The sequence below is a fragment of the Streptomyces turgidiscabies Car8 genome, from assembly GCF_000331005.1.
Classification (GTDB): domain Bacteria; phylum Actinomycetota; class Actinomycetes; order Streptomycetales; family Streptomycetaceae; genus Streptomyces; species Streptomyces turgidiscabies.
Genome location: NZ_AEJB01000033.1, coordinates 1 through 17533, shown reverse-complemented (window position 1 = coordinate 17533; position 17533 = coordinate 1). Strand labels below are relative to the sequence as shown.

16 protein-coding genes are annotated in these 17533 nt (G+C 68.5%); 7 read left to right on the top strand and 9 right to left on the bottom strand.

The window, feature by feature from the left end; translation table 11 throughout:
- Nucleotides 1-47: 47 nt before the first annotated feature.
- The 3 genes from cydB to hisC form a co-directional block, all read right to left on the bottom strand.
- Complete coding sequence (gene cydB / locus STRTUCAR8_RS02465) at nucleotides 48-1052, bottom strand: cytochrome d ubiquinol oxidase subunit II (protein ID WP_006373801.1); 1005 nt, start codon at nucleotides 1050-1052, stop codon at nucleotides 48-50.
- Nucleotides 1053-1073: 21 nt separating this feature from the next.
- Nucleotides 1074-2582, bottom strand: coding sequence for a cytochrome ubiquinol oxidase subunit I (locus STRTUCAR8_RS02460; protein ID WP_006373814.1), 1509 nt, complete (start codon nucleotides 2580-2582; stop codon nucleotides 1074-1076).
- Between the two features lie 306 nt (nucleotides 2583-2888).
- Entirely contained in the window at nucleotides 2889-3968 is a 1080-nt protein-coding gene (gene hisC / locus STRTUCAR8_RS02455; protein WP_006373807.1) for a histidinol-phosphate transaminase, read from the bottom strand.
- Nucleotides 3969-4450: 482 nt separating this feature from the next.
- Between hisC and STRTUCAR8_RS02450 the strand changes: the two genes are divergently transcribed.
- The 3 genes from STRTUCAR8_RS02450 to STRTUCAR8_RS02440 all read left to right on the top strand — a co-directional run bounded on the left by STRTUCAR8_RS02450 (nucleotide 4451) and on the right by STRTUCAR8_RS02440 (nucleotide 8176).
- Nucleotides 4451-5563 (top strand): LacI family DNA-binding transcriptional regulator, encoded by a 1113-nt coding sequence (locus STRTUCAR8_RS02450; RefSeq protein WP_078507093.1) that lies wholly within the window; start codon nucleotides 4451-4453, stop codon nucleotides 5561-5563.
- A gap of 398 nt (nucleotides 5564-5961) precedes the next feature.
- Nucleotides 5962-7095 (top strand): metallophosphoesterase, encoded by a 1134-nt coding sequence (locus tag STRTUCAR8_RS02445; RefSeq protein ID WP_245879239.1) that lies wholly within the window; start codon nucleotides 5962-5964, stop codon nucleotides 7093-7095.
- 205 nt (nucleotides 7096-7300) lie between these two features.
- The gene (locus tag STRTUCAR8_RS02440; RefSeq protein WP_006373805.1) at nucleotides 7301-8176 is read left to right on the top strand and encodes a hypothetical protein; all 876 of its coding nucleotides are present in this window, start codon (nucleotides 7301-7303) and stop codon (nucleotides 8174-8176) included.
- Between the two features lie 46 nt (nucleotides 8177-8222).
- On the opposite strand, the gene STRTUCAR8_RS02435 is transcribed toward STRTUCAR8_RS02440, so the two are convergent.
- On the bottom strand, nucleotides 8223-9329 hold the full coding sequence (locus STRTUCAR8_RS02435) for an NUDIX hydrolase (protein ID WP_044471508.1): 1107 nt from the start codon (nucleotides 9327-9329) through the stop codon (nucleotides 8223-8225).
- A 97-nt stretch (nucleotides 9330-9426) separates the two neighbouring features.
- Nucleotides 9427-11247 (bottom strand): phosphomethylpyrimidine synthase ThiC, encoded by a 1821-nt coding sequence (gene thiC, locus STRTUCAR8_RS02430; protein ID WP_006373815.1) that lies wholly within the window; start codon nucleotides 11245-11247, stop codon nucleotides 9427-9429.
- Between the two features lie 595 nt (nucleotides 11248-11842).
- On the opposite strand from thiC, the gene STRTUCAR8_RS02420 reads away from it, so the two are divergent.
- Entirely contained in the window at nucleotides 11843-13441 is a 1599-nt protein-coding gene (locus STRTUCAR8_RS02420; protein WP_078507092.1) for a YibE/F family protein, read from the top strand.
- 128 nt (nucleotides 13442-13569) lie between these two features.
- Here STRTUCAR8_RS02420 and STRTUCAR8_RS02415 read toward each other — a convergent pair whose 3' ends face one another.
- From STRTUCAR8_RS02415 to STRTUCAR8_RS02400, 4 genes are all read right to left on the bottom strand, one after another.
- On the bottom strand, nucleotides 13570-14007 hold the full coding sequence (locus tag STRTUCAR8_RS02415; RefSeq protein ID WP_006373803.1) for an SsgA family sporulation/cell division regulator: 438 nt from the start codon (nucleotides 14005-14007) through the stop codon (nucleotides 13570-13572).
- 100 nt (nucleotides 14008-14107) lie between these two features.
- Nucleotides 14108-15034, bottom strand: coding sequence for an IclR family transcriptional regulator (locus STRTUCAR8_RS02410; RefSeq protein ID WP_407705430.1), 927 nt, complete (start codon nucleotides 15032-15034; stop codon nucleotides 14108-14110).
- 234 nt (nucleotides 15035-15268) lie between these two features.
- Nucleotides 15269-15481: a DUF5326 family protein gene (locus tag STRTUCAR8_RS02405; RefSeq protein ID WP_006373816.1), complete on the bottom strand. Its 213-nt coding sequence runs from the start codon at nucleotides 15479-15481 to the stop codon at nucleotides 15269-15271.
- Nucleotides 15482-15653: 172 nt separating this feature from the next.
- Nucleotides 15654-15971 carry a cupin domain-containing protein gene (locus STRTUCAR8_RS02400; protein WP_044471505.1) on the bottom strand — a complete coding sequence of 106 codons (318 nt, stop codon included), beginning with the start codon at nucleotides 15969-15971 and terminating at the stop codon, nucleotides 15654-15656.
- Nucleotides 15972-16019: 48 nt separating this feature from the next.
- Between STRTUCAR8_RS02400 and STRTUCAR8_RS02395 the strand changes: the two genes are divergently transcribed.
- From STRTUCAR8_RS02395 to STRTUCAR8_RS02385, 3 genes are all read left to right on the top strand, one after another.
- On the top strand, nucleotides 16020-16397 hold the full coding sequence (locus STRTUCAR8_RS02395; protein ID WP_006373800.1) for a phage holin family protein: 378 nt from the start codon (nucleotides 16020-16022) through the stop codon (nucleotides 16395-16397).
- Between the two features lie 9 nt (nucleotides 16398-16406).
- Nucleotides 16407-16898, top strand: a complete 492-nt coding sequence (locus STRTUCAR8_RS02390; protein ID WP_006373809.1) for a low molecular weight protein-tyrosine-phosphatase — start codon at nucleotides 16407-16409, stop codon at nucleotides 16896-16898.
- Nucleotides 16895-17533: PLP-dependent transferase (locus STRTUCAR8_RS02385; protein ID WP_044471511.1), on the top strand; the 639-nt coding region annotated here is incomplete at its 3' end. The genes STRTUCAR8_RS02390 and STRTUCAR8_RS02385, both read left to right, overlap by 4 nt.

The following is a 17533-nucleotide window of genomic DNA, read 5'->3' as shown; positions in this document are numbered from 1 at the left end:
GCGAAACCGCTCCCACGGACAGAGACAACCCTGCAGACAGAGACGGCTCAGTGCGCGGCGTCGGCGAGATGCTGCGTGCCGATCCGCTTGCGGAACACCCAGTACGTCCAGCCCTGGTAGAGCAGGACCATGGGGGTCGCGATCCCCGCACACCACGTCATGATCTTCAGCGTGTACGGGCTCGACGAGGCGTTGGTGACCGTGAGGTTCCAGTCCGCGTCGAGCGAGGACGGCATGACGTTCGGGAAGAGCGTCAGGAACAGCATCGCGACGGCGGCCACGATGGTGACCCCGGAGAACGCGAACGCCCAGCCCTCACGCCCCTTCCATGCCGCCCCCAGTGCGGCGACGAGCGCGAGCACAGCCACGACCGCCGCGGCCAGGGAGCCCCCGTCGCCCTTGTCTGCCTGGGTCCAGGCCAGGAACGCGAGCGCGACGACAGCGGTCACGAGTCCGACGCGAACGGCCAGCTTCCGCGCCCGTTCCCGGATGTCCCCGACGGTCTTGAGACCGACGAACACCGTGCCGTGGAAGGTGAACAGCGACAGGGTGACCAGGCCGCCGAGCAGGGCGTACGGGTTGAGCAGGTCGGCGAGACTCCCGACGTACTCGAAGTCCGCGTCGATCTTCACCCCGCGCACGATGTTGGCGAAGGCCACGCCCCAGAGAAACGCCGGGAGGAGCGAGGTCCAGAAGATCGCGGTCTCCCAGTTGCGCTGCCAGTTCTCCTCGGGCCGCTTCACGCGGTACTCGAACGCGACGCCCCGCACGATCAGGCAGACCAGGATGAGCAGCAGCGGCAGATAGAAGCCGGAGAAGAGGGTGGCGTACCACTCGGGGAAGGCGGCGAAGGTCGCGCCGCCCGCCGAGAGCAGCCACACCTCGTTGCCGTCCCAGACGGGTCCGATGGTGTTGATGAGGACCCGCTTCTCGGCCCGGTCGCGGGCGAGCAGCTTGGTCAGGACGCCGACCCCGAAGTCGAAGCCCTCCAGGAAGAAGTAGCCGGTCCACAGGACGGCGATGAGGACGAACCAGACGTCGTGAAGTTGCATGGCGATTCCAGCTCCCTGGGCCTAGTAGGAGAAGGCCATCGGCTTGTCGGCGTCCTGGGGGTCGCCGCCGATCTTCGTGGGCGGGTTGAGGTCGGCCTCGGTCAGTTCGGGCGGGCCCGCCTTGACGTACTTCACGAGGAGCTTGACCTCGATGACGGCGAGAATCGCGTAGAGCGAGGTGAAGACGATCATCGAGGTGAGGATCTCCCACTGCGAGACGCCGGGGGAGACCGCGTCCCGGGTCTGGAAGATGCCGTACACGACCCACGGCTGGCGGCCCATCTCGGTGAAGATCCAGCCCCAGGAACTGGCGATCAGCGGGAAGCCCAGGGTGAGGATCGCGATGCGCCAGTACCACTTGGTGAGCGTCGGGCCGAGCGCCCTGCCGGGCAGCAGTGACAGGTGGGGCACCTCGCCGTCACCGACGCGCAGATGCTGCGGCAGCATGAACTTCTTGCGGGTCAGCCAGAGTCCGGCCAGCCCGATCGCGAAGGACGTCATGCCGAAGCCGATCATCCAGCGGAAGCCCCAGTAGGCGACCGGGATGTTGGGCCGGTAGTCGCCGGGCCCGAACTTCTCCTGCTCGGCCTTGTTGACGTCGTTGATGCCGGGGACGTACGAGCTGAAGTCGTCGTTGGCGAGGAAGGACAGCAGGCCGGGGATCTCGATGGCGACCTTGTTGTGGCCGGCCTCGACGTCGCCGTAGGCGAAGACGGAGAAGGGCGCGGGCGCCTCGCCGTCCCAGAGGGCTTCGGCGGCGGCCATCTTCATCGGCTGCTGCTTGAACATGACCTTGCCGAGGAAGTCACCGCTGACCGCGGTGAGCAGACCGCCGATGACGACGGTCACCAGGCCGAGCCGCAGCGAGGTCTTCATCACCTCGATGTGCTTCCCGCGCGTCAGATGGAAGGCGGCGATGCCGACCATGAAGGCGCCACCCGTGAGGAAGGCCGCGGACAGGGTGTGGAAGACCTGGGTCAGCGCGGTGTTCTGGGTGAGGACCAGCCAGAAGTCGGTGAGTTCGGCGCGCCCCTTCTGCTCGTTGATCCGGTAGCCGACGGGATGCTGCATCCAGGAGTTGGCCGCGAGGATGAAGTACGCCGACAGGATCGTGCCGATCGAGACCATCCAGATGCAGGCCAGGTGGATCCGCTTCGGCAGCTTGTCCCAGCCGAAGATCCACAGCCCGATGAAGGTGGACTCGAAGAAGAAGGCGATCAGTGCCTCGAACGCGAGCGGGGCGCCGAAGACATCGCCGACGAAGCGTGAGTAGTCGGACCAGTTCATGCCGAACTGGAACTCCTGCACGATGCCGGTGACGACGCCCATGGCGATGTTGATCAGGAAGAGCTTGCCCCAGAACTTCGTGGCCCTGAGGTACTTCTCCTTCTCCGTGCGGACCCAGGCGGTCTGCAGGCCGGCGGTGAGCGCGGCGAGGGAGATCGTCAGCGGGACGAACAGGAAGTGGTAGACGGTGGTGATGCCGAACTGCCATCGGGCCAGAGTCTCCGGCGCCAGAGCGATGTCCACATCTCCTCCTTACGAGCTTACGAGCCGTGATCATTGCGACGGTCCGTCCCGGTCGCCGAACCACACGAGAGGGACAAACGGGACGCGCTTGTGAACGCGTTCACATTCACAAGCAATTATGGCGCATGCCCGTTCGAGGCGGGAGACGCGGGGTCCCCCATCGGCCTCCAACCGCCCCGGAGTACGTGATTCCGGGCCTCCCGGGCAGCAAAACGGCACGTCACCCGTGGTGAGTGACGTGCCGCACATGTCCGCAGGGCGGGCTCCGAAGCTGCCCTGGAGCCTCTTGCCCCGGAACTCAGCGCCCTAGAACTCCTTGTGGAACATCTCCGCCGTTTTCAGGAAGACGTCGTTCGCCTCGGCCTCGCCGATCGTCACGCGGACACCCTCACCCGAGAACGGCCGCACGACCACACCGGCCCGCTCGCACACCGCCGCGAAGTCCACGGTGCGCTCCCCCAGCCGCAGCCATACGAAGTTCGCCTGCGTCTCGGGCACCGTCCAGCCCTGGCCGCGCAGACCGTCGACCACCCGCGTGCGCTCGGACACCAGGGAACCGACCCGCCCGAACAGCGCGTCCTCGGCCCGCAGCGAGGCCACCGCCGCGTCCTGGGCGAGCTGGCTCACCCCGAACGGCACCGCCGTCTTGCGCAGCGCCGCCGCCACCGGCTCGTGGGCGATCGCGAACCCGATCCGGAGCCCGGCGAGCCCGTACGCCTTGGAGAAGGTCCGCAGCACACAGACGTTCGGCCGGTCCCGGTAGAGCGTGACCCCGTCCGGCACCTCGACGTCGCGCACGAACTCCTTGTACGCCTCGTCGAGCACCACCAGCACATCACTGGGCACCCGGTCCAGGAACCGCTCCAGCTCGGCCCGCCGGACGACCGTCCCCGTCGGGTTGTTGGGGTTGCACACGAAGATCAGCCGAGTCCGGTCGGTGATCGCGTCCGCCATCGCGTCGAGGTCGTGCACGTCCCCGGGCGTCAACGGGACCTTGACCGACGTGGCGCCGCTGATCTGCGTGATGATCGGATAGGCCTCGAAGGACCGCCAGGCGTAGATCACCTCGTCCCCCGGCCCGCTGGTGGACTGGATCAGCTGCTGCGCGACACCGACCGAACCGGTGCCGGTGGCGACGTGGGAGACCGGCACGGCGAAACGTTCGGCCAGCTCGTTCATGAGCTCCGTACACGCCATGTCCGGGTAGCGGTTGAAGGCCCCGGCCGCGGCCGTCACGCTCTCCAGCACACCGGGCAGCGGCGGGTACGGGTTCTCGTTCGAGGACAGCTTGTAGGCCACCGGACCGTCGGTCGCGGCCGGCCTGCCCGGCTTGTAGGTGGGGATACCCTCCAGCTCGGCGCGCAGCTTGGGGCTCGTCTCGCTCACCGCAGTCCTCCTCGTGACCACCACCGGCTCAGCACGGCCACCCGCTGCCGGTTACCGGGTACCAATGCTTCACACCTTATGAGGATTCGGCGTCCCTGCGTACGGGTCGGTCATGATCCGGGAACGTCCGGCGCGCCGCGTGCACCCACCCCGACCGTCTCACCTGCCCCGCCTGCCCTATAGGTATCGGGGGTATCACCGTACAAAGTTGTACGAATCAGGGGGCGCATCACGCTTCTCGGCACGCGCCGGTGGCTCACGCCGTGGCGCGCATCCCTCGAAGAGGTGAGTTGAGACCTCTTCGAAACATCGGTCACTTGGCAGGCCTATGCGCGCCGACAAGTCCGATAGGGCAGTAATATTGCCCAACTGACTTTCTTTCTAAGGTAGTTGCTCACTTTGGACCATGCAGAAACGTGCCTGTCAACGGCTGCATATGCGTCCGCACTACCCCACCGCATGAGCCCTACTATCGGCTCGCCATGACAGCAGCAGGGAAGCACCAGGTGAGCCGCGCGGAGACAACCCGACGAGGCAGTCGGCCGGGCCGGGCAGGGATCAGAGACGTGGCCGCCGCCGCCGGCGTCTCGATCACGACCGTCTCAGACGCCCTCAACGGAAAGGGCCGGCTCCCGGACGCCACCCGCCGCCATGTCCGTGAGGTCGCGGACCGGCTGGGCTACCGCCCGTCGGCCGCGGCCCGAACCCTCCGTACCGGCAAGTCCGGACTGATCGGTCTGACCGTGACGACGTACGGGGATGAACCTTTCACCTTCACCGAGTTCGCGTACTTCGCGGAGATGGCGAGGGCCGCCACGTCGGCCGCGCTCGCCCGGGGCTACGCCCTGGTCATCCTCCCCGCGACCTCACGCCATGACGTGTGGTCGAACGTCGCCCTGGACGGCACGGTCGTCATCGACCCGTCGGACCAGGACCCGGTGGTCAGCGAACTCGTCCGGCAGGGACTGCCCGTCGTCTCCGACGGCCGCCCGGCGGGCTCGCTCCCGGTCACCGCGTGGGTCGACAACGACCACGAGGCGGCGGTCCTGGGCATCCTCGACCACCTGGCCGCCGCCGGCGCCCGCCGCATCGGCCTGCTGACGGGGACCTCCACCGACACGTACACCCACCTCTCGACCACGGCGTACCTGCGCTGGTGCGAGCGGGTCGGCCAGGACCCGGTGTACGAGGCCTACCCGGCCCACGACCCGTGTGCGGGCGCCCTGGCCGCCGACCGGCTGCTGGCCCGCCCGGACCGCCCGGACGCCGTCTACGGCCTCTTCGACCCGAACGGCACCGACCTGCTGGCCGCGGCCCGTCGCTACGGCCTGCGCGTCCCGGAGGACCTCCTGCTGGTCTGCTGCAGCGAGTCCACGGTGTACGCCACCACGGAGCCGCCGATCACCACGCTCTCCCTGAAGCCGCGCCGCATCGGCACGGCGGTGGTCCAGCTCCTGATCGACGCCATCGAGAACGTCGACTCGGACCTGCCGGTCGAGCAGGTGATACCGACCGAACTGATCGTGCGGACGTCCTCGCAGCGCCGTCCGCCGCGTACCACGGTCAGTCCGCCGCGGTCGCCGGAGGAAGGGTGACCCAGGGGCGGTGGTGAGGGGCGGGGAAGTGGGCTTGTGCGGGGCGGGCTCCCGGAGAGCGGGGCCGTACGAGGGGTCGGCCCCGTAGGGGGAACGGGAGCCCGGCCCCGTTCAGGAACGCGGGGCACCGGCGGCGGGACAGTTCAACGGCGCCGGTGTCATGATCGTACGAATCGTTGGATGTCCAAGGTTCGAAGCAAGGTACGAAGCATGGAGTCCGGGGCGGGCCCGTAAGGGAAAGCCCTTCCGAATCGGGGCGAAAGCCGCGGTGAACTGGGCTCTTTCGCTGATTCACCACCCCTGGGTCATCACATGGCGCGATCCGCATTCCTATGATGGGCCCACGACACCGCGGGCCGCTGCGACCAGGCAGTCCGATGCGGTGCAGATGCGGCGCGATGGTGGAGGGGTCGATGACTCAGGGGGCCGGTCAGGGACCCGAGGTGACGCGGACGGCGACGTTGCGCGACTTCCGGGTGCCCGCGTACGTCCATGAGGCCGGTCCGCACGCCGACGGCACGGCCCCCGGGGACGTCACCGTCGGTGCGGCCGACACCGACGTCCAGGAGGCCGGGGAGAGCGCGCAGGCCCTGTCCGACCCGGAGGAACATCCCGACGGATACACACCGACCCAACGCGACCTGCCGGTGATCAACCGCGGTGACACGCTTCAGGTGACCGTCGATCCCGCGGCCCTGGCCGCCGAAGGCCCGGGGCCTCTGTTCGTCGTCGGGGACGTCCACGGATACATCGACGAACTGATCGGCGCCCTCCAGGAACAGGGTCTGATCGACAGCGCGGGCAACTGGTCCGCGGGCACCGCCCGGCTCTGGTTCCTCGGCGACTTCACCGACCGCGGTCCGGACGGCATCGGCGTCATCGACCTGGTCATGCGGCTGTCCGCCGAGGCGGCCGCGGCCGGCGGCTACTGCAAGGCCCTCATGGGCAACCACGAACTGCTGCTGCTGGGCGCCAAGCGGTTCGGTGACACCCCCGTCAACTCCGGCGCGGGCACGGCCACCTTCCAGGCGGCCTGGTTGCTGAACGGCGGCCAGAAGACCGACATGGACCGGCTTCAGGACCACCACCTCCAGTGGATGGCCCGCCTCGACGCGATCGAGGAGGTCGACGGACACCTGCTCGTGCACTCCGACACGACCGCCTACCTCGACTACGGCGACTCGATCGAGGCGGTCAACGACACCGTCCGCGAGACGATCACGCGCAACGACGCGGACGAGGTGTGGGACCTGTTCCGCAAGTTCACCAAGCGCTTCTCCTTCCGCGACGAGGGCGGAGTGGAGGCCGTACGCTCCCTCCTCGACACGTACGGCGGCGCCCGCATCGTGCACGGCCACAGCCCCATCCCCTATCTGGTGGGTGATGTCGGCACCGAGGACGACGGCGAGGAAAACTCCCGTCCGAACATCGAACACCCGCACGTCTACGCCGAAGGACTCGCCATCGCGATGGACGGCGGCGTGACCATGGCCGGAAAACTGCTGGTCCAGGAGCTTCCGCTGGAGTTCTGACGGGTATCCGGGCGTTTCCCGGGCAGCCGTCCCGCGACTACGAACCGCATCGGACGGGGGACAGTCACACGGTAATTTCTTCAAACCCCCTGTCACGGCGCGCCGTCGCCGCTCTACCATCGGCTTATCCGTAGCAGGCTCCCCTCCGTTTCTGCCCGACGGCTCGTCAGCATGCCGAGCCCCAAGCCCTACGGAGCATCGGGGGATGCACATGAACAGCGTTCCGCAGCACCTGCTGAACGAGGACCGCCAGGAATACGAGCGGATCCTCGATGAGGCGCTGCGCTCCGCCCCGGACCGCCCGGAACTGGCCGCCGTCGGTCAGCGTCTGAACCCCGAACAACTGCGCACGATGGCGCTCAACGCCACCGCGCTCATCACGGTCGCCGCGGCGGCCGAATACCAGCACTACGTCAAGGTCCGCGACGAACTGCGCCACCCGGCGCCGTCCACCCCGTCCTCCCTGCACGAATCCGGTTCCGACGAGCCGGGTAGAGGCGCGGTGGGGCTCGTCGCCGGTATGAGTGAGGCGGTCGCCGAGCCCGCCGGGGCGGGCGCCGTCGCCGTCGTCGCGGTCCTGGCTCCCGTCCTCGCCGGCACGGCCGCGGCGATCTTCCTGCTCGTGGGCTACATCCTCAAGATGCTCGACCCCGAGCCGGCGTTCGCTCAGACCATGCTCACCACTGGATGGGTGTTCGGCGCGGTGACCGCGGCAGCGATACTCGTCGCCGCGGTCGGCCTCCTCCTCACCGCCCTGCGCAACAGCCCGGAGGCGGAGGAGGACGGGGCATACGGCGAACTGACCGGGGAGCTGGCGCTGGCCAGGGATGCCTGGCGCGAGGCCCTGCTGGAACGGGGCATCCTGCCGTTCCTCCGCGACGCCCTCGCCGACCCCGGTACGGCGGCCATGAACCGCAAACCGGCCCCGCAGCCCACCGTCAGCCGTATGCCGCAGCTCGGCTACAACCGGCCCGGCTTCAGCAGCCCCGAGGGCGACTCGTCGACAGGCCACCGCCCCAGCTTCTCGAGCCCGGACTTCTCCAGCCCGGACTTCGGAGGCCCGGACCACCCGCCGGAGTGACCGGCCGGTCCGGAAGCGGGACGCACGACTCAGGTGGAGCGGGCGGCTATCGGAGCCGCCTGACCACCTGGGCCTCCGCCCGCTCCACAGGCGTACGTCCGTGCACATGGACCATAGCCAGGTGGTACAGGGCCGGGGCGACCGGTGCCCAACGGTGGATCCGGTCGGCGTGCAGCATGTACCGGACGACGTCGCCCGGCCGGAACGGCACGTAGTCGATCGTCTGGTGCTCCCAGCGGTCGGCCGCGCCTCGGCTCATCCGGGCCTGCAGCCCCTCCCGGGTGATGTCCTTGAGCCGGGCGTAGAAGTGGGCGCTCCATTGCCGCCGTTCGACGTCGACGACAAAGGCCAGCAGCACGAGGGAGTACTCGTGGGGCTCCAGCGAGAGCTCCTCGCGCATACCGCGGCGGGCCACCGCGTGCAGTTCCGGCGCACTTCGGCCGGCGGAGTCGATGTGCCGTGACATTCCTTCGTTGACGGACGAGTTCCACAGCCCCTGGCCCGTCCGGACCCGGTTGCTGCGCCGGCTGACTACCAGCATGTCGTCGGCCGTCACCACGGCGATGTTCACCCCGAAGCTGCACTGGAGGAACGCGGGCGCGACCAGTGGATCGTCGGGGTCGAGGTGGCGTCCGCGGGGTGTCGTGCCGTCCGGCAGCCGGCGGTCGAGCTGCTGGGTGGCGAGGAACGTGTAGTAGTCGGTGGGCCGCAGGCGTATATGGACTTCCGGATGCTCGGCCAGGGCCGTCCGGGAGATGTCGAACGACTCGACCGCGTAGCGGGGGCCGTTCCACACGGGTGTCCGTCCCTCCGCCCGCAGCCGCTCGTTCTCCACCTCGATCTCGTCCCGCCAGCCGGCCATCTCCTCGGGGAGGACGACCTCCTGGTCGAGGACATGCACATGCACGTCCTCAGGGGCGATCGCCACGTCGCCGTCCCCTTCGACGATCAGCGCGGAGGTGTGCAGCGGCCCGAGTGAGAACGTCTGCCAGGCAGTGCCGCTCTCCTCCCGTTGCCGCAGCCCGCGCACCGCACTGACCGATCGCCTCCGCAGCCGGAACCAGGCGTCCTGCAACGGCTGTTGGAACAGCGTTGCGAACACCATGCCGATTACGGCTCCCGCTACCCCGTTGGCCACGTCGATTCCGCCCATGGCTCGGAGGTTAGACAGAACGATCAAGGAACGGGGGTTCTTGTCCCTTCCGTTACCGCTCGTACGGGAACCCTCCGGCGGTCCTCCACCCCGTTTCTCACTCCGCGAGCGGCAGGTACACCCGGTTGCCGCCGGCCGCGAACTCCTTCGACTTCTGGAGCATCCCCTCAGCGACCTCCTCCGCCGTCGCATCCGCAGCCGCCGTACCGCCGAACCGCTCTGTGATGCTCTGGCTGATCTTCATCGAGCAGAATTTCGGCCCGCACATCGAGCAGAAGTGGGCCGTCTTGGCGGGCTCGGCCGGCAGGGTCTCGTCGTGGAACTCCCGTGCCGTGTCCGGGTCGAGGGCCAGGTTGAACTGGTCCTCCCACCGGAACTCGAAGCGGGCGTCGGAGAGCGCGTCATCCCAATCCTGCGCACCTGGGTGCCCCTTGGCGAGGTCGGCTGCGTGGGCGGCGATCTTGTAGGTGATGACGCCGGTCTTGACGTCGTCACGATTGGGCAGACCCAAGTGCTCCTTGGGTGTGACGTAGCAGAGCATGGCCGTGCCCCACCAGGCGATCATCGCGGCACCGATGCCGGAAGTGATGTGGTCGTACGCCGGCGCGACGTCCGTCGTCAGCGGGCCGAGCGTATAGAACGGAGCTTCATCGCAGATCTCCTGCTGTAGGTCGATGTTCTCCTTGATCTTGTGCATCGGAACATGTCCGGGGCCTTCGATCATCGTCTGTACATGGAAACGCTTCGCTATCGTGTTGAGTTCCCCGAGCGTCCGCAGCTCAGCGAACTGTGCCTGGTCGTTGGCGTCCGCGATCGAACCGGGGCGCAGGCCGTCGCCGAGCGAGTACGTGACGTCGTACGCGGCGAGGATCTCGCACAGTTCTTCGAAGTTCTCGTACAGGAACGACTCCTTGTGGTGCGCCAGGCACCAGGCCGCCATGATCGATCCACCGCGCGAGACGATGCCGGTCTTGCGGTTCGCGGTGAGCGGTACGTACGCCAGGCGGACGCCCGCGTGCACCGTCATGTAGTCCACGCCCTGCTCGGCCTGTTCGACGACCGTGTCCTTGTAGATCTCCCAGGTCAGTTCCTCGGCGCGGCCGTCCACCTTCTCCAACGCCTGGTACAGCGGCACCGTGCCGATGGGGACGGGGGAGTTGCGCAGCACCCATTCGCGGGTGGTGTGGATGTTGCGGCCGGTGGACAGGTCCATGACCGTGTCGGCGCCCCAGCGCGTGGCCCAGGTCATCTTCTCGACCTCTTCCTCGATGGAGGAAGTGACTGCGGAGTTTCCGATGTTGGCGTTGACCTTCACCAGGAAGCGCTTGCCGATGATCATCGGCTCGATCTCCGGGTGGTTGACGTTCGCGGGCAGTACCGCACGTCCGGCGGCGATCTCCTCGCGGACCACCTCGGGATCGAGGTTCTCCCGGATAGCCACGAACTCCATCTCGGGAGTGACCTCCCCGCGGCGGGCGTACGCGAGTTGCGTCACCGCTTGTCCGTTCCTGCTCCGGCGTGGCTGCCGGGGCCGTCCCGGGAACACCGCGTCGAGGTTCCGGAGGCCGCCGCGCGGCGAGGTGTGCCTGATCCCGTCGTCCTCCGGGCGGACGGGGCGGCCCGCGTACTCCTCGGTGTCGCCGCGGGCGATGATCCAGTTGTCGCGCAGCGGTGCCAGCCCCCTGCGCACATCCGTGTCGACCTGCGGATCGGTGTACGGGCCCGAGGTGTCGTACAGAGTGACCGACTTCCCGTTGGTGAGATGCACCTGACGGACCGGCACCCGGAGGTCGGGGCGCGAGCCGCCGACATACCCCTTGTGCCAGCCGACGGACTTCCCGACCTCCTGGGACTGTTCGCCCTTGATGGGCTGGTCGTCCTGGTCGGAGGCAGGCGTGCGTGTGTCCTTGATGGTCATGAGACCTACTCCCTACGCCGGCATTACCCGGTAACAGGTTCAGCGGTCGACGCAGCGGATTCCGTCTGCCGATGTTTCATGTGAAACATCACTCGTTCCACATGTTCCACGTGAAACATCGCTAAGACGGAGGTCAGCGCCCTCTCAGCCCGGTGCTCCGAGCTCCCGCGTGTGCAAAGGTGCCTCCACGCTAGCGTCAATTTGGGCGAGGTGAACAGAGGGCCCCTGCCGTTCTTGCGATGATCGGGCGGTGACCACGACGCAAGGACCCCCGTATCCGCCCTCCGAGCCCCCGCGCGGAAGCGGCGCCGGGCACGGCTCCGGGCCCGGCAGCGGCAACGGCGGCCCCGGCCAGGAGCGCGGGCTGCGGTCCGGCGACGGCCCCGGCGGCCTCGGTGGCATGTCAGGGCCCGGAGCAGGACCAGGCGGAGCGACCGGAGGGAATCAGGGTCCCGGGTACAGCCCCGGACGCAGGATCGATCGCGGCTACGGGCCCGGAGCGGGGGCGGTCCGAGGCAGCCGCCCCGGACCGGGTGACCCGGACCAGGGGTTCGGCGCCGAGGGGCCCGGCACCGGTCAGTTCGGCCCGCTTCCCGTGTCCGGCGGCAGACGGGGGCCTGGCCCCGGAGCACGTGACGGGCACGAGCACGATCACGGCACGGGCCCGGGGCAGGACACCGGCCACGGGCACCAAGGGCACGGGAACGGACCCGGCGACGGGCGCGGTGGCGGACCTGGCGGGGGTTCCGGCGGTGGACACGGCCCCGGACCTGGCGGCGGAGGACATGGGGAGGGGCCGGGTGACGCCCACGGTCCCGATGACCACGGCGGTCACTCGCACGGCCACAGTCACAGCCATGGGCCGGCCGCCCCTGTCTCCGTCCACCTGCGGAAGATCATCGGGGCGATTCTGATCCCCTTCGCCGCGGCGGTGGTTGTCGGGCTCGTGGCGCTGTGGCCCGGAGGAGCTCCGGCACACGAGCGCACGGGCGTCGGTTTCGACCGGCAGACCCAGGAAGCCACGGTCACCAAGGTCGTCTCGGTGGACTGCAAGTCCGTCAACGCCTCGGGGGAGACCCCGACCGGCGACACGTCCACCGCCGAGGGCTCCTCGGCACAGCAGCAGGCCACCGGCGACTGCAAGCGCGCGACGATCCGGGTCGACACCGGTGACGACAAGGGCCGTACGTTCACGGAGATCGTGCAGCCGGACCAGTCACGGCAGTTGCACCAGGACGAGAAGGTCGTGGTCGCGTACGAGCCCTCGGCGCCGAAGGACCTGCAGTACTCCGTCGCCGATGTGAACCGCCGGTTCCCCATGGCCCTGCTGGCCGGCATCTTCGCGCTCGCCGTCGTGATCGTCGGACGCCTGCGCGGTGTGATGGCTCTGGTCGCCCTGGCCGTCAGCTTCATGGTCCTGACCTTCTTCATCCTGCCGGCGATCCTCCAGGGATCGAATCCGCTGCTCGTAGCGGTGATCGGCGCCAGCGCCATCATGCTGATCGCGCTCTACATGTGCCACGGGCTCTCGGCCCGTACGTCTGTGGCGGTGCTCGGCACCCTCATCTCGCTGGTGCTGATCGGCGTCCTCGGCTCGCTGTTCATCGGCTGGGCCGCGCTGACCGGCAACACCGACGACAACACGGGCCTGATCCATGGCCTGTATCCGTCCATCGACATGAGCGGCCTGCTGCTCGCGGGCGTCATCATCGGATCGCTCGGTGTCCTCGACGATGTGACGGTGACGCAGACATCGGCGGTCTGGGAACTCCACGAGGCGAACCCGACGATGGGATGGCGCGGGCTGTATCGCGCAGGTATCCGTATCGGCCGCGACCACATCGCGTCCGTCGTCAACACTCTCGTCCTCGCCTACGCGGGTGCCGCGCTGCCGCTGCTGCTGCTCTTCTCGATCGCGCAGAGCAGCGTCGGTGCCGTCGCCAACAGCGAACTCGTCGCGGCGGAGATCGTGCGGACCCTGGTGGGCTCGATCGGCCTGGTCGCGTCCGTGCCGGTGACCACGCTCCTGGCGGCCCTGATGGTCTCCGCCGACCGCCCGGGCACGGCACCGCTGACCGCGGGAGCGACAACAGGGACCGGACCTGGAGCAGGGGTCGCGGCAGTGGGGACGGGGACGGCGCCCCAGGCGGTCGCGGCCCGCGCGGGGAAGGGCGGCCGTCGCCGCAAGCACTGACGGACGCCGAGCCCCCTCGGGGGCCGCGTCCGCAGCCAAGTGCGGCTGCGCGTGAAGAGAACCGCTGCAAGCTTCTCCCCGCGCCAGGAGAAGCGTTACAGCACCGCCCGGCCCCGTCGCGCACCCGCTCAGCCCGCGCTCTGCTCCTCCGCCAGAATGCGGTCCAGCGCCTCGTCGAGATGGGCGTCGAAGTCGGCGAGGGAACGCTCCTGCCCCAGTGGCACGAGCTTGTCCGTGCGGTCGAGGAAGGCCACCAGCGGCGCCGCCCCGGAGCGGAACAGCGCCTGGTCGCCGCCTACCTGAAGCCGGATCAGCACCTCGCCGAGGACGTCGGTGTCGGCGGGCGCGATCCGCACATCTCCGTCCCCGCACGGCCGCCCCACACCGTCGATCAGCAGCTCACGCCCGAAGGCCCAGGTCACAGGGGCGTCGCCAGGCAGATGGAACGTCAGCCGGACGGCGTAGGGATCACAGGTCTCGTAGCGCAGCTCCACCGGAATGCGGAAGGAGAGCTCCTCCGAGACAAGAAAGCTCATCATGACTTCTGCCTGCACCGACTCGCGCATCGCCTAACCCCGTCAGTTGCCGTGGACTGGCCTGGAATCATCGCTCTGATACTGCTCGAATCTTGCTGAAAGTACACGGTGAATCACAAGGAGTGAGTTTTCAGATACTGATAGAGATTGCGAAGGAGCCGACCAGTCTTCCGACCTCTGCCTGCAACTGCTGTGCCGCTTCTAGCAGTCGACCGGCCTGATGGGAAGGAAGAGAAATGGCCAAAGTGGCAGCCGTCGAGCCGAGGGTGATCGGAATCGCCGCGCAGACCGTCCCGAGCGCGTACTCCTGCCGCTCCACGACGAGTTCCATCCGCCGCATCCGGTCGAGGCGGCGCAGCAGCGTGTGGCTGTCGCGCACCGTGTAGGGGGTGACCGCCTGTACAGGGTGGCGGTCGAGATGGTCCCGGCGGTCCTGCTCGTCCAACTGCGAGAGCAGGCACTGTCCGACGGCGTGCGCGTGCCCGGTCTCACGGAAGTCGGCCCATTCCTCGACCGCCGGGTTCGCGGGGGTGTCGGAGACGCACATGACCTCGATGTCGCCGTCGCGGTACACGGCGTAGTACACGGGTACGCCGATGGTGTCGCGCCAGTGCGCGAGGGCGTCCACGACCGCACTGCGGCGTTTCTGTCTCGCACCGCTGCTGCCCAGCCGCTCGGCCGACTCGCCGAGGAAGAACAGCCCTTTCTCTCTCCGCAGATAGCCTTCGAAGACAAGCGTCCTCAGCAGGTGGTATGCGGTCGGAAGGGCGAGGCCGGTCTCGCGGGCCAACTGTTTGGCCGGGGCGCCGTGTTCGTGCGCGGCGACGGACTCCAGCAGCCGCATCGCCCTCTGCACGGAACCGATGAGGGTCGCTGTGGAGTGCGGTTCGGCAGGCGGCACGAGCACGGGGACGGACGCCGGGACGAGCGCGGGTCCTGGGGTCGACAGGGGTCTCTCGGCCGGCCGGACGCGAGCTCCGGGGGTGGGTGGGGTCCGCTGCTCGGGCCGGCGTTGTACGGGTGGAGCCTGGGGTTCCGCGGGTGCGGTGTCGACCATGACGAGGGTCACTCTCGAAGGCGGTGGGCTGCCCGTACGGAGAGGTACGGGAGGAGGGGATGCGCCGTCCGCGGGGATCGTTCCCGCGTCGAATTCCGGACTCTAACCGCCTGTCACCGTGCACAGACGGCCCGTACGGGAAACTTCCCCCGCCCGAGGGAACCGGCGATTTCTGTTACCGGCGCCCGTGCCGCCCCACGGACCGGCTCCCGTGTCCCCTCCGCCCCACGGGTCTCACCAGTCGCTGCGCGACGACGAGCTCGACATGAACTTCCGCACGACGTAGATGAGTCCGCCGACCAGGGCGACGAAGACCAGCGCCTTGAAGAGCAGGCCGATGACGAAGCCGACGACGGTCGCTATCAGCCCACCGAACACGACGAGGGCGATGACCGGCACCGCGACCCACTTCACCCACCACGGCATTCCCGCGAAGATCTCTCGCATCGCCTTTTTCCTCACTGCTCGGCCCGTCGCATCCGCCGGGGCCTGTGGCCTTCGCTCGTGCCGGGACATTCGATGTTCCGCTCTCGATGCTAGGGCCGGCAGGGGGCCCGGCGGGGGCCCCGCAGCCCTTGTCCTCCCCTGATCCGTCCCCTAGGGAACCCTGAGGCGGCAGTCAGCTCTCGGGCGGAGAGAAGACCACCATGACCCGCAGATCCTCGCTGATGTGGTGGAACTTGTGGGCCACCCCGGCCGGCACGTAGACGACGCTGCCGCGCGCCACCTGGGTCGTCTCCATGCCGACCGTGATCGCGGCGCGCCCGCTCACCACGAAGTAGACCTCGTCCTGACGATGGGGCTGCTGTGGATCCTGCGCGCCCGCGTCCAGCGCGTACAGGCCGACCGACATGTTCCGTTCGCGCAGAAACTGCAGGTAGGCCCCGTCGTTGGCGGCACGTTCCGCCTCCAGTTCATCCAACCGGAATGCCTTCATCGCCCTCGCCCACGCTCGTAACCGATCTCTTCTGCCACGATCAGACACATGAAGAATTTCGTAGTCAAGACGATCGCCAACGCGGGCGCTCTCGGCGTGGCCGTGTGGGTACTCGACAAGATCACCCTGACCGGTGACAGCACGGGCAAGAAGATCGGCACACTGATTGTCGTCGCCCTCCTGTTCGGCCTGGTGAACTTCCTGGTCAAGCCGCTCGTGAAGGTGCTCACCTTCCCGCTGTTCATCCTCACGCTCGGCCTGATCACCCTGGTGGTCAACGCCCTGATGCTGCTGCTCACCTCGTGGCTGGCCGACAAGTTCGACCTGAGCTTCCACGTCGAGGGCTTCTGGACCGCCGTCCTGGGCGGCCTGATCATCTCGATCGTCTCCTGGGCGCTGCACATCGTCCTCCCCGACGAGGACTGAGGACGTCCGATGCCCTTCCGCGTCTGTTTCGTCTGCACCGGCAACATCTGCCGCTCCCCTATGGCGGAGTCCGTCTTCCGCGCGCGCGTGGAGGAGGCCGGGCTGGCCGGCCTGGTCGAGGTCGACAGCGCGGGCACGGGCGGCTGGCACGAGGGCGACGGCGCCGACGGGCGCACCGTCTCCGTGCTGGAGGCTGCCGGTTACGACGGCGATCACGCGGCCCGCCAGTTCCGGGCCGCGTGGTTCGCCCGTCTCGATCTCGTCATCGCCCTGGACGCGGGCCATCTGAAGGCCCTTCGCCGCATGGCGCCCACTCCGCGGGACGCGGAGAAGGTACGTCTGCTGCGTTCGTACGATCCTGCCGCGGGCGCTGATCTCGATGTCCCGGACCCGTACTACGGGGGCATGGACGGCTTCGAGGAGTGCCTTGAGATGGTGGAGGCGGCAAGCACGGGCCTGCTCGGCGCGATACGGGCGGAAGTGGAGGGACAGACGGTATGAGTGATTCGGCTACGAACGAAGGTTCGGGCGCGCACGTGGACCCGGGGCTCGGTGACGGCACGCGCGCGGTGCGGGCGGGACTGCCCGACCCGGTCAAGTACGCGCCGGCCCTCCCCGGCCCGGTGTTCGCGGCCCACTACCACCTGCCGGGCACCCCCACCGGCCCGTACACCTACGGCCGCGACGAGAACCCGACCTGGACGCTGCTGGAGCGCGCCATCGGCGATCTGGAGGCGCCGGGGCAGGACGGCGTCGAGACGCTGGTCTTCGCCTCCGGCATGGCCGCCGTCTCGTCGGTGCTCTTCTCCCAGCTGCGGACCGGGGACACGGTCGTCCTGCCCGGCGACGGTTACCAGGCACTGCCGCTGGTCCGCGACCAATTGGAGGCCTACGGCATCGACGTACGCACCGCTCCGACCGGCGGCGACGCTCAGCTCGACGTTCTCGACGGCGCGCGGCTGCTGTGGCTGGAGACCCCGTCGAACCCGGGACTCGACGTGTGCGACGTACGACGGCTCGCCGAGGCGGCACACGCGCGTGGCTGTCTCGTTGCCGTCGACAACACCCTGGCGACACCTCTCGGCCAGCGCCCGTTGGAGCTCGGCGCCGACTTCTCCGTGGCCAGCGGCACCAAG

What these genes read in the sequence shown, in the direction of transcription:
- STRTUCAR8_RS02450 (WP_078507093.1), top strand. Translation starts at nt 4,451, where the DNA reads ATGACAGCAGCAGGGAAGCACCAGGTGAGCCGCGCGGAGACAACCCGA.
- thiC (WP_006373815.1), bottom strand. Translation starts at nt 11,247, where the DNA reads ATGACCATCAAGGACACACGCACGCCTGCCTCCGACCAGGACGACCAG.
- STRTUCAR8_RS02395 (WP_006373800.1), top strand. Translation starts at nt 16,020, where the DNA reads ATGAAGAATTTCGTAGTCAAGACGATCGCCAACGCGGGCGCTCTCGGC.
- STRTUCAR8_RS02390 (WP_006373809.1), top strand. Translation starts at nt 16,407, where the DNA reads ATGCCCTTCCGCGTCTGTTTCGTCTGCACCGGCAACATCTGCCGCTCC.
- STRTUCAR8_RS02400 (WP_044471505.1), bottom strand. Translation starts at nt 15,971, where the DNA reads ATGAAGGCATTCCGGTTGGATGAACTGGAGGCGGAACGTGCCGCCAAC.
- STRTUCAR8_RS02405 (WP_006373816.1), bottom strand. Translation starts at nt 15,481, where the DNA reads ATGCGAGAGATCTTCGCGGGAATGCCGTGGTGGGTGAAGTGGGTCGCG.
- STRTUCAR8_RS02435 (WP_044471508.1), bottom strand. Translation starts at nt 9,329, where the DNA reads ATGGGCGGAATCGACGTGGCCAACGGGGTAGCGGGAGCCGTAATCGGC.
- STRTUCAR8_RS02445 (WP_245879239.1), top strand. Translation starts at nt 5,962, where the DNA reads ATGGTGGAGGGGTCGATGACTCAGGGGGCCGGTCAGGGACCCGAGGTG.
- STRTUCAR8_RS02440 (WP_006373805.1), top strand. Translation starts at nt 7,301, where the DNA reads ATGCACATGAACAGCGTTCCGCAGCACCTGCTGAACGAGGACCGCCAG.
- STRTUCAR8_RS02410 (WP_407705430.1), bottom strand. Translation starts at nt 15,034, where the DNA reads ATGGTCGACACCGCACCCGCGGAACCCCAGGCTCCACCCGTACAACGC.
- STRTUCAR8_RS02415 (WP_006373803.1), bottom strand. Translation starts at nt 14,007, where the DNA reads ATGCGCGAGTCGGTGCAGGCAGAAGTCATGATGAGCTTTCTTGTCTCG.
- cydB (WP_006373801.1), bottom strand. Translation starts at nt 1,052, where the DNA reads ATGCAACTTCACGACGTCTGGTTCGTCCTCATCGCCGTCCTGTGGACC.